Source organism: Aeromonas sp. SE22 (assembly GCF_038739755.1).
Taxonomy (GTDB): domain Bacteria; phylum Pseudomonadota; class Gammaproteobacteria; order Enterobacterales; family Aeromonadaceae; genus Aeromonas; species Aeromonas jandaei.
Genome location: NZ_JBCGFD010000006.1, coordinates 53,217 through 64,760 on the forward strand (window position 1 = coordinate 53,217; position 11,544 = coordinate 64,760).

The 11,544-nt window shown below is 60.0% G+C and carries 9 protein-coding genes; 5 read left to right on the plus strand and 4 right to left on the minus strand.

Features of this window, described 5'->3' with window-relative positions:
* Positions 1–138: 138 nt before the first annotated feature.
* Positions 139–876, minus strand: a complete 738-nt coding sequence (gene pgeF / locus AAHA39_RS11780; protein WP_320655709.1) for a peptidoglycan editing factor PgeF — start codon at positions 874–876, stop codon at positions 139–141.
* Positions 877–1,011: 135 nt separating this feature from the next.
* Positions 1,012–1,992, minus strand: coding sequence for a 23S rRNA pseudouridine(1911/1915/1917) synthase RluD (gene rluD, locus AAHA39_RS11785; RefSeq protein WP_041209551.1), 981 nt, complete (start codon positions 1,990–1,992; stop codon positions 1,012–1,014).
* Between the two features lie 117 nt (positions 1,993–2,109).
* Here rluD and AAHA39_RS11790 point away from each other — a divergent pair, with 117 nt between their 5' ends.
* On the plus strand, positions 2,110–2,865 hold the full coding sequence (locus AAHA39_RS11790) for an outer membrane protein assembly factor BamD (protein ID WP_033114826.1): 756 nt from the start codon (positions 2,110–2,112) through the stop codon (positions 2,863–2,865).
* A gap of 213 nt (positions 2,866–3,078) precedes the next feature.
* Here the strand turns inward: AAHA39_RS11790 and AAHA39_RS11795 are convergent, their stop codons facing one another.
* Complete coding sequence (locus AAHA39_RS11795; RefSeq protein WP_320655710.1) at positions 3,079–4,761, minus strand: ArnT family glycosyltransferase; 1,683 nt, start codon at positions 4,759–4,761, stop codon at positions 3,079–3,081.
* Positions 4,748–6,115: a UDP-glucose dehydrogenase family protein gene (locus AAHA39_RS11800; protein ID WP_279009327.1), complete on the minus strand. Its 1,368-nt coding sequence runs from the start codon at positions 6,113–6,115 to the stop codon at positions 4,748–4,750. Before AAHA39_RS11800 ends, AAHA39_RS11795 begins: the two co-directional genes overlap by 14 nt.
* A gap of 402 nt (positions 6,116–6,517) precedes the next feature.
* Here AAHA39_RS11800 and arnB point away from each other — a divergent pair, with 402 nt between their 5' ends.
* The 4 genes from arnB to arnD are packed head-to-tail and all read left to right on the plus strand — an operon-like array spanning position 6,518 to position 11,521.
* Positions 6,518–7,654 (plus strand): UDP-4-amino-4-deoxy-L-arabinose aminotransferase, encoded by a 1,137-nt coding sequence (arnB, locus tag AAHA39_RS11805; RefSeq protein WP_320655711.1) that lies wholly within the window; start codon positions 6,518–6,520, stop codon positions 7,652–7,654.
* Between the two features lie 6 nt (positions 7,655–7,660).
* Complete coding sequence (arnC, locus tag AAHA39_RS11810; RefSeq protein WP_320655712.1) at positions 7,661–8,641, plus strand: undecaprenyl-phosphate 4-deoxy-4-formamido-L-arabinose transferase; 981 nt, start codon at positions 7,661–7,663, stop codon at positions 8,639–8,641.
* Positions 8,638–10,629, plus strand: a complete 1,992-nt coding sequence (gene arnA, locus AAHA39_RS11815) for a bifunctional UDP-4-amino-4-deoxy-L-arabinose formyltransferase/UDP-glucuronic acid oxidase ArnA (protein ID WP_320655713.1) — start codon at positions 8,638–8,640, stop codon at positions 10,627–10,629. Before arnC ends, arnA begins: the two co-directional genes overlap by 4 nt.
* Positions 10,622–11,521 carry a 4-deoxy-4-formamido-L-arabinose-phosphoundecaprenol deformylase gene (gene arnD, locus AAHA39_RS11820; RefSeq protein ID WP_320655714.1) on the plus strand — a complete coding sequence of 300 codons (900 nt, stop codon included), beginning with the start codon at positions 10,622–10,624 and terminating at the stop codon, positions 11,519–11,521. The genes arnA and arnD overlap by 8 nt, the downstream gene beginning before the upstream one ends.
* Positions 11,522–11,544 lie beyond the last annotated feature (23 nt).

Genomic DNA, 11,544 nt, shown 5'->3' on the forward strand with positions numbered 1-11,544 from the left:
GCGGCAAACAACATAACTTTCTGAGATGAAAGATGAGGCCCGTACGGGCTATTTCAAGGGGCTGCACTGGTTATTTTTTCTGCAAGACGGGGCGAGAGCAGGATCCCCGCCCTTGCCAGATGCAGGGCGGGAGCTTCATCAGGACGCCAACCAGATGATGGAGGCCATCCGGCCGGTCTGGCCGTTGCGACGATAAGAGTAGAACTGCTCGCTGTCGCTGAAGGTGCAGTATTCGCCACCATAGACGGCGGTGACGCCGGCGCGGGCAAGGCGCAGCCGGGCCAGCTGGTAGATATCCGCCAGCCATTTCCCCTCATTGGGCGAAGGGACGAACGCCGCTTCTGCTTCGGCCTGCTCGGCCATAAAGGCCTCGCGCACCTCGCCACCCACTTCAAACGCATTGGGGCCGATGGCCGGGCCCAGCCAGGCCAGGATCTCGCCCGGCTCGCAGCTCATGGCAGCGATGCTTGCCTCCAGCACGCCCTCTTTCAGTCCACGCCAACCGGCATGAGCGGCGGCCACCACTGTGCCGGCCCGATCGCAAAACAGCACCGGCAGACAGTCGGCAGTCATCACGATGCAGGCCTGATCCTCCTCATGGGCGCAGGCGGCATCGGCATCCGGCGCCTGCTCATAATGGCTGCTGACCGAATGAACGACGGTGCCGTGCACCTGATTGAGCCAGTTGAGGGGCCCCGGGATAGCGGCCACCTGCTGCAGCCGGGCCCGGTTGGCCTCGACCCTGGCCGGTTCGTCCCCTACGTGGGCACCCAGATTGAGACCGGCAAAGACCCCTTCGCTGACACCGCCATCACGGGTGGTCGAAAGAGCCCGGACGCGTGCTGGCGCCGGCCAGTCGGGTTCAATCCATTTCATTGCTCACTCCTTCACGCTCTATCGTTCAAATGAAAACGGGGCTCTTGGCTGCAACCAGTCAAGACGCCCCGTTTCAAGGTTCTGTGTGATCGGCGGGTTACGGCAGAAGTCGTCGCAACACAGCCAGATTCACCACTATTTCCAGACCAGCTCGTCCGGATTGGCCAAAGTATCCGCACGCAGCACTTCCATCAGATCCAGCATGTCCTGCGGCGTGGGGGAGTGCCACTGCATGACCTCACCGGTAATGGGGTGGGCCAGCTGCAGCATGGTGGCGTGCAGTGCCTGGCGACGGAAGCCGCGCAGCGCCTCGGTCAGTTCCGGCGTGGCGTTGCGCAGCGGCCGCAGACGGCCACCGTAGGCCGGGTCACCCACCAGCGGATGTTTGATGTGGGCCATGTGGACACGAATCTGGTGAGTACGTCCGGTTTCCAGACGCAGACGCAGACGGGTGTGGCCACGGAACTTCTCATGTACACGGTAGTGAGTCACGGAAGGACGGCCATTGGGCACGACGGCCATGTGGGTACGCTGGGTCGGGTGACGGCCGATGGGCGCATCAACGGTGCCGCCGGCGGTCATGTGACCGATGGCGATCGCTTCGTACTCACGGGTGATCTGGCGCGCCTGCAGCGCTTCCACCAGATGGGTCTGGGCCGGAACGGTCTTGGCAACCACCATCAGACCTGTAGTGTCTTTATCCAGACGATGCACGATACCGGCACGAGGCACCTCGGCAATGCCGGGGTAGCGGTGCAGCAGGGCGTTGAGAATGGTGCCATCCGGCGTACCGGCGCCCGGGTGGACAACCAGACCGGCCGGCTTGTCGATCACCAGAATGTGTTCGTCTTCGTAAACGATGTTGAGCTCGATATCCTGCGCATCGAAGCGGGTGTCATCTTCCAGCTCTACATCCACATGCACCTGTTGCCCAGCAATCACCTTCTCGCGCGGGGTGTTGGCAACCTGACCATCCAGGGTCACTTTGTCCTGTAAAATCCACTCCTTGATGCGGGTTCGGGAGTAGTCGGGAAACAATTCGGCCAGGGCCTGGTCGAGTCGCTGCCCGAATTGGTGATCCTGGAATTCGCCTGTCAGTTCAATATGCTGGCTCATGTATGGTCTCTTGAGCGGGGGGTATCAATTCGAAATAATCCGGGTATTCTAGCTTTTCTTTTAGCCAAGCATAACGGATACTTTGCCAATTTCGTGGAAATGGACCGGATGTTGTTGATGGGAAAGAAGTCTCACCTGCTGATGTCGCTCGCCTTGGTCGCTACCTTGATCACAGGCTGTTCCAGCACCAAACCCAAGGTACCCGACGAACCGCCGGAGACCCTGTACCAGAAAGCACGCCTCAAACTGGACGTTGGCAATTACGTGCAAGCCACTGAATTGCTTGAGGCCTTGGACTCTCGCTACCCGTTCGGCGCCTACTCCAACCAGGTGCAGCTTGACCTCATCTATGCCTACTACAAGCAGGATGATACCGCTCAGGCGATCGCCAATATCGACCGTTTTATCCGCCTCAATCCGGCGCACAAGAACATCGATTACGTCTTCTATATGCGCGGCCTGACCAACATGGCGGCGGATTACAACTTCTTCCAGAGCCTCTTTGGTATCTCCCGCGATGACAAAGACCCGGCCTATGCCCGCCAGGCATTCCAGGACTTCAAGACCCTGTTGCAGAACTACCCCAACAGCGTCTATGCCGCCGATGCTCGTGCCCGCATGATTGGCCTGAAGAACCGTCTGGCCAAATATGACCTGAGCGTCGCCGAGTACTACGTGAAGCGCGATGCACTGGTCGCGGCCGCCAACCGGGCCAAGCTGATTGTCGAAACCTACCCCGACACAGCCGAAACCGAAAAGGCGCTGGAGATCATGGTCGAGTCTTACGACACCCTGAAGATGCCGGAGCTGGCCAAGCATGCCCGCGAAGTGCTGGCCAAGAACTACCCGGAAAACCGCCTCGCCCGCAGTTGAGTGCGAATAAACCGGTAACAGTAAAAAACCGATGCCTTGGCATCGGTTTTTTTATATCTGCAATTAGCCCGGCCGGGGAAAACCCGTCATCAATAGCGGTAGTGCAACCCCACCCTGCGGGCATCCCACTGCATGGCAACCGGCGCTACCACAGTGCGATGACCAAACGAACATATTGCGTCATCCGACGATCCTGAAGTGGAAATAGACAGATCAATGGCACTGCTCTGCGGCAACCAGCGTCAGCAGCTGCCCCTTGTCCGAACGAAGCGAGGTCTGTGCCAGCTGCTGATAGGGGATCCCCTCCAGCAGATTTGCCATCTCCTGCGCCGTACCGTTGACCAGCACCGCATCGAATCTGGCATCGTGACAGGCAAGCACATTCCTCACCCCCTTCCCGTCCAGATTCACTACCTGCATCTCTTCATAGACAGAGAGCAGACCTAGCTCGGTTTCACCCAGCCGCCAGCCGGCGATGCGATCCCGCGTCTCGAGCGGTATCCCCTCCAACAGATGAGTCATCTTGCCCGAAACCCCCTTGGCGGCATCGATCAGCGGGTAGACCAGCGCAAAAATGAGCAGAAACATGATGGCCACCGAGCTGGTGACATGAATGGCGCCATGTACCTCCTTGCGCTGCAACAATAGCTCCAGCGCCATCACGAACAGGATGATGGCGGGAATGTACCGCCATCCCAGCTTGCTGGCTGCTTGCTGAACTTCTGCCGGAATCTGGCTGGCAAACGGCAGCGGCAGACCCAGCAGAGGGAGTGCAATGATGGCGACGCAAAACAGCAGCATGAAGTAGAGCCACCCCCGACCATAACGGGCAGTCCACAACGGCCAGCTCAGACTGACCTGACCCAGCATGATGGCAAATACCGGCAATAGCGGGAAAAGATAGAGGGTACGTTTGGTCGAAGAGAGAGTTAACAATAAAAGAGTCCCAAGCGCCCAGCACAGCAGAAGTAGCCGCTCACGGCTCCACTCCCGCTGTTTCACCGTTTGCCAGCCCCAATAAACAATGAATGGCAACCATGGGATGGTATATTCCACCATGCCCCACAAGTAATAGAGATAGGCACCTTTCTTGATATGACCCAGTTCGGTCGAAGTGCCGGTAAGACGGCCAACCTGATTCTGCCAGAACCACTCATGCCACAAGGCATCGCCATCGACATGATTAATTAGCTCACGAACCCAGGCTGCAACTGGCAATATAAAAAACAACAACACCAACAAGTGTTGGAATATAAAAACGGGAACACTTTTCTCGTTTACTGCTTTGCGGGCAGCAAAGAGAAAGAGGGGCAACCAGCCGAAAAACACCGTCAACGGCCCGATTGGTCCTTTTGCCATAAAACAGCCAGCCAGACCCAGTCCGGCAATAATCGCCATCAAGTTGCGATGCGCCAGATAATATTCGGCGAATGCCCAGAGGGTAAATACGACAAAGAAGGCAAGCGCACTGTCCGTCCTGATCCAGTGCGTATTGATAATAAATCCCTCCATGGTGCCCAGCGCGATGACCGACCAGAGTGCCGCTGACCTGTTGCCAAGCAGGCGATAGGCCAGCAGGCCGGTGAAGAGCAGCATGCCTGCCGCCCAGACCACGCCCGCCAAACGCAGGGTATTGGTTATCCCCAGCCAGGATGCAAACCCATCAAGAAACGGCAGAGCGGCCATGTAGAAGAGCGGCGGCTTCTCGATAAAGCTGCGCCCGCCCAGGGTAGGCACCACCCAGTCACCACTGCGGTACATCTCGAGTGCAATGGCCGCTTCGCGGGGCTCATCAGGCGTCCAGAGCTGATGATCAAACTGGCCAAACAGCAGCACCAGAGTCACCAGCAGCAACATCCAGCCGAGCTTGCGCCCCGATATCTCAGGGCGTGGCATGGCTCATTCCTTCTGCAATGGTCTCCCCGCGCCCGATGGCGTAGTAGGAGAAGCCCTGGCTTTTCATCTTGTGCGGGTCATAGAGATTGCGGCCGTCGATGATGAGCGGCATGGCCAGCATCTTCTTGAGCTGGGCAAAGTCAGGCGCCTTGAACTCGTTCCACTCGGTGCAGATGACCAGTGCATCGGCCCCCGCGAGTGCAGCCTCCTTGGTGCCCATCAGCGACAGCTCGGGCTGACAGCCATAGATGCGCTGCGCCTCCTTCATCGCCACCGGGTCAAAGGCCTGCACCCGCGCCCCCTCCTGCCACAGCGCCTCCATCAGCACCCGGCTCGGCGCTTCCCGCATGTCATCGGTATTGGGTTTGAAGGCGAGCCCCCAGATGGCGATGGTCTTGCCCGCCAGCGACTCGCCCCGCTCTTGAAAGTGAGTGGCCAGCGTATCGAAGAGCTTGAACTTCTGCCGCTCGTTGACCCGCTCCACCGCGCGGATGAGCGGCGTGTCGTAGTCGAGGGCGGCGGCTGTCGCCAAAAACGCCCTCACATCCTTGGGAAAACAGGAGCCGCCATAGCCGCAACCGGGATAGATAAACTGGTAGCCGATGCGCTGATCGGCACCGATCCCCTGCCGCACCAGCTCGATATCGGCACCAACCCGCTCGGCCAGCCCGGCAATCTCGTTGATGAAGCTGATCTTGGTAGCCAACATGCAGTTGGCGGCGTACTTGGTCAGCTCGGCACTGCGCACGTCCATGAAGAGAATGCGGTCGTGATTGCGGTTGAAGGGTTCGTACAACTCGCGCATCACGGCTCTGGAACGCTCCTTGCCGGTGCCGATGACGATGCGATCCGGGCGCTGGCAATCACGGACGGCCGCCCCCTCTTTGAGAAACTCGGGATTGGAGACCACATCGAACTCGAACTGCTTGCCGAGCTCTGCCTGCTGCTCCCTGACCCAGTGGAATACCTTGTCTGCCGTACCGACCGGCACGGTGGATTTGTTGACGATGATCACCTCGTCGACACGATGTTGGGCAATCGACCTCGCCACCGCCCTGACGGCGCTCAGATCGGCCGAACCATCCTCATCAGGGGGCGTACCGACGGCGATGAATTGCACGTCACCGTGGGTAACCGCCATGGATATATCCGTGGTGAATTTCAGCGAGCCATTTTGTAGCGTCTGATGCAGCAATGAATCCAGCCCGGGTTCATAAATAGGTAATTCGCCACGGGACAATCGACTTATTTTTTCTGCATCGAGATCAATACAAACAACCTGATGGCCGACATCGGCCAATACAATTGCTTGTACCAGGCCGACATAGCCACTGCCAAAAACGGTGATATTCATAACGACTATTCCATAATGCGTGATGCTGGAAACTTTACATCCTTTCCCCAATTGCACTACGGGCAATTTGTAACAAGCAATTTCAATGCTGAATGACATTGCAACTATTCAGCAATGGCCAATAAATCGAGTAACAACACTAAAAATAAGCGGCTAAACACCAATTCAAAATAAAACCAAGCAATATTTTGTTACGAGATATTTCCAGATTTGGTCATCCATAAAAACTCCAGCAATTGTTACCAAGTGTTGCTGTGCGCTTGAATAAAAACTCGCTATTCAGCTACTTTCGAAAATATATCGAGCGAAATAGATATCTGTGCCGTGCATATTTCCAATGAAAATCGGCAACACCGATTTTCATCGCCATTTGATCTCTTGCGACATTAAGACTGGAGTCGTATGAAAAACTTTCTGCCATTCTCGAAACCCGCCATGTGCGAGGCCGAGATCAACGCCGTCAGCGAGGTTCTGCAATCAGGGTGGATCACCACAGGCCCGAAAAATCATGAGCTGGAGCAGCGCTTCTGCGAGACCTTTGGCTGCCAGCATGCGGTAGCGCTCTGCTCCGCAACGGCCGGTATGCATGTCACCCTGATGGCACTGGGGATTGGCCCGGGTGACGAGGTGATCACCCCCTCCCAGACCTGGGTCTCCACCATAAACATCATCACCCTGCTGGGGGCCACCCCCGTCTTTGTCGATGTGGACAGGGATACCCTGATGGTCAGCGCCGGGCAGATAGCGCCGCTCATCACCCCCAACACCCGGGCCATCATCCCGGTGCACTACGCCGGGGCGCCGGTCGACCTCGACCCCATCCTCGCCCTGGGTCGCCAGCACGATATTCCGGTCATCGAAGATGCCGCCCATGCGGTCGGCACCCGCTATCGCGCCCGCTGGATCGGCGAGACCGGCACCGCCATCTTCTCCTTCCACGCCATCAAGAACCTCACCTGTGCCGAAGGGGGCATGCTGGTGACCGATGACAAAGCGCTGGCCGACAAGGTGCGGATGCTGAAATTCCACGGTCTGGGGGTCGATGCCTTCGACCGGATGACGCTGGGCCGCAAGCCGCAGGCAGAGGTGATCATGCCGGGCTTCAAGTACAACCTGGCCGACATCAACGCCGCCATCGCGCTGGTACAGCTGGCCCGCTTGCCCGAGCTCAACGCCCGGCGCGCCATCCTGGTTGCCCGCTATCGTGAGCTGCTGGAGGGGTTGCCGTTCGAGCCGCTCGCTATCCCCGATTATGCCCACCTTCACGCCTGGCACCTCTTCATGGTGCGGGTCGATCCGGCCCGTTGCGGCCTCGATCGCGATCAACTGATGCAGGCACTGCAGGAGCGCGGCATCGGCACCGGCCTGCACTTCAAGGCGGCCCATACCCAGAAGTACTACCGGGAGCGCTACCCGACGCTCTCGCTGCCCAATACCGAGTGGAACTCGTCACGGCTCTGCACCCTGCCCCTCTTCCCCGACATGACGCTCTCCGACGTGGATCGGGTCGTGGCAGCCCTGACCGACATACTGGAGTAACGACACGTGAACCATAACGATATCAAGCGGGTATCCGTCATCATCCCCGTTTACAACGAGGAGGATAGCCTGCCCGAGCTGCTGCGGCGCGTCACCGAGTCCTGCGAGCAGCTGAGTCAGGATTACGAGGTGATCCTGATCGACGATGGCAGCCGCGACCGCTCCGCCGCCATCATCAGCGAGGCCGCTGCCCGCGAAGGAAGCAAGCTGGTCGCTGTGCTGCTCAACCGCAACTATGGCCAGCATGCCGCCATCATGGCTGGCTTCGAGACGGCCAAGGGGGATCTGGTGATCACCCTGGACGCCGACCTGCAGAACCCGCCGGAAGAGATCCCGCGGCTGGTCGCCACCGCCATGGAAGGGTACGACGTGGTCGGCACCATCCGCCGCAACCGGCAGGATTCATGGTTTCGCAAGACGGCCTCGCGCTTTATCAACAAGTCGGTACAGCGGGCCACCGGCGTCCAGATGAGCGACTACGGCTGCATGCTGCGCGCCTATCGCCGCCACATCATCGACGCCATGCTCTGCTGTCAGGAGCGCAGCACCTTCATCCCCATTCTGGCCAACAGCTTTGCCCGTCGCACCACCGAGCTGGAGGTGGGCCACGCCGAGCGCGCCCACGGCGAATCCAAATATGGCCTGATGCATCTCATCAACCTGATGTACGACCTGGTCACCTGCATGACTACGGCCCCGCTGCGCCTGCTCAGCATCGTTGGCAGCGTGGTGGCGGGGATCGGCTTCACCTTCTCGATCCTGCTGATCCTGCTGCGCCTGCTGATGGGCGCCGACTGGGCAGCAGACGGCGTCTTCACCCTGTTTGCCATTCTCTTTACCTTTGTCGGCGTGCAGCTGATCGGGATGGGGCTGCTGGGTGAGTACATCGGCCGCATGTACACCGATGTGCGCGCTCGCCCCCGCTACTTCATTCACCAAATCGTTCGCTCCACCCCGGATGCTTCGCAACAGGAAACTCAATCATGAAAGTTGTCGTCTTTGCCTATCACGATATCGGCTGCACCGGTATCGAGTCCCTGCTTCAGGCCGGCTATCAGATCCAGGCAGTCTTTACCCACGCCGACGACCCGGGCGAGAACCGCTTCTTCGACTCGGTCGCCCAGCTCTGTGCCGAGCACGACCTGCCGGTCTTCTCCCCCGAAGACGTAAACCATCCGCTCTGGATTGAGCGCATTCGCGAGCTGGCACCGGAGGCCATCTTCTCCTTCTACTACCGCAACATGCTCAAGCAGGAGATCCTCGATATCCCGAGCGTCGGGGCCTTCAACCTGCACGGTTCCCTGCTGCCCGCCTATCGCGGCCGCGCGCCCATCAACTGGTGTCTGGTCAACGGCGAGACCGAGACCGGCATCACCCTGCACCGGATGACGGCCAAACCCGATGCCGGTGATATCGTCGCCCAGCAGGCGGTGGCCATTGCCGACGACGATACGGCGCTGACCCTGCATGGCAAGGTACGCCAAGCTGCCCATGCCCTGCTGGAAGGTGAACTGGTCAAACTCAAACGCGGGGAGAGCCGCTTCACCCCGCAGGACGAGAGCAAGGCGAGCTACTATGGCCGCCGCACCCCGGCCGATGGCGAGCTGCACTGGCACCGCCCGGCCAGCGAGCTCAACAATCTGGTACGCGCCGTCACCCAGCCCTATCCGGGGGCCTTCAGCTTTGCCGGCGATCGCAAGCTGACGGTCTGGAAGTCGCAGCCGCTGGCGATCCAGAGCGACCGGCAGCCGGGCACCATTCTCTCCCACGACCCGCTGCGCGTGGCTTGTGGTGAAGGAGTGCTGGAGATCCTGGCCGGTCAGGCCGAAGGGGGGCTCTATGTACGCGGCGCCCAACTGGCCCGCGAACTGGGGCTGGTCGAAGGAATGAAGATCGGCACCAAGGCGAGCAATGCCCTGCGCAAGGCACGCCTGACCCGAGTGTTGATCCTCGGCGTCAACGGCTTTATCGGCAACCACCTCACCGAGCGTCTGCTCCAGGATGGCGGCTACGAAGTGTATGGCCTCGACATCGGCTCCAGCGCCGTGGATCGCTTCATCGGTCACCCCAACTTCCACTTCGTGGAGGGGGACATCAGCATCCACACCGAGTGGATCGAGTACCACATCAAGAAGTGCGACGTGATCCTGCCGCTGGTGGCCATCGCCACCCCCATCGAGTACACCCGCAACCCGCTGCGGGTGTTCGAGCTCGATTTCGAGGAGAACCTCAAGATCGTCCGCTACTGCGTCAAGTACCACAAGCGCATCATCTTCCCCTCCACCTCCGAGGTGTACGGGATGTGTGACGATCACAGCTTCGACGAGGATGAATCCCGCCTCATCGTCGGCCCCATCAACAAGCAGCGCTGGATCTACTCCGTCTCCAAGCAGCTGCTGGATCGGGTCATCTGGGCCTACGGCAAGAAAGAGGGGCTCAACTTCACCCTGTTCCGCCCCTTCAACTGGATGGGGCCGCGCCTCGACAGTCTGGACTCTGCCCGCATCGGCAGCTCTCGCGCCATTACCCAGCTCATTCTCAATCTGGTGGACGGTACCCCGATCCAGCTGGTGGATGGCGGCACCCAGAAGCGCTGCTTCACCGATATCGAGGATGGCATCGAAGCCCTGTTCCGCATCGTCGAGAACAAGGGCGATCGCTGCAACGGCCAGATCATCAACATCGGCAACCCGGACAACGAGGCGAGCATTCGCGAGATGGCGGAGGTGCTGCTCGCCAAATTCGATGCCCACCCGCTGCGCGACCACTTCCCGCCGTTCGCCGGCTTCAAGCTGGTAGAGAGCAAGTCCTTCTACGGCGACGGCTATCAGGATGTCTCCCACCGTCGTCCGAGCATCCGCAATGCCCGCAAGCTGATCGACTGGGAACCGACCATCGAGATGGAAGAGACCATCGGCAAGACGCTGGACTTCTTCCTGCAAGGGGCGGTCACCACAGGAGTCGAGCATGACTGAAGTGGGTCTGCGGATCGACGTCGATACCTTCAGGGGGACCCGTGACGGGGTTCCCCGCCTGCTGCAGTTGCTCGACCGGCATCAGGTGAAGGGGAGTTTTTTCTTCTCGGTCGGTCCCGACAACATGGGGCGCCACCTGTGGCGCCTGCTCAAGCCCCGCTTCCTGCTCAAGATGCTGCGCTCCAACGCAGCATCTCTGTATGGGCTCGATATCCTGCTGGCCGGCACCGCCTGGCCCGGCAAGCCTATCGGCAGAGAGCTGGGCTCCCTGATGCGCGACACCGGCAGCGCCCGTCACGAGGTGGGGCTGCACGCCTGGGATCACCACGGCTGGCAGGCCAACACCGGTCGCTGGGACGAGGCCGAGCTGATCCGCCAGACCCGGCTCGGAGTCGATGCCCTGAGCGAGATCCTGGGGCGCGAAGTGGATTGCTCCGCAGCAGCAGGCTGGCGAGCCGATCCGCTCACCACCCAGGCCAAGGAGCAGTTCGGCTTTCGCTACAACAGCGACTGCCGCGGCTGCGGCCTGTTCCGCCCCATTCTGGAGGATGGACGGCCCGGCACCCCGCAGATCCCGGTCAACCTGCCCACCTTTGACGAGGTGGTGGGGCATCAGGTGACGGTCGACGGTTTCAACCACTTCCTGCTGGAGCAGCTGACCGCGACACCGCAACCGGGCCCCCATGTCTACACCATCCACGCCGAGGTGGAGGGGATCGTCATGGCGGCTCAGTTCGATGCCCTGCTCGGCGAAGCCAAAGCGCACGGCATCCGTTTCGTCCCCCTTGGCGAGCTGCTCCCGTCCGACCCGACTCAACTACCGACTGGTCACCTGCTGCGCGGCACCCTGCCGGGACGCGAAGGGTGGCTCGGCTGCAAGGCAGCCCCATGAACCAGCTCACCAGATTGCAACCG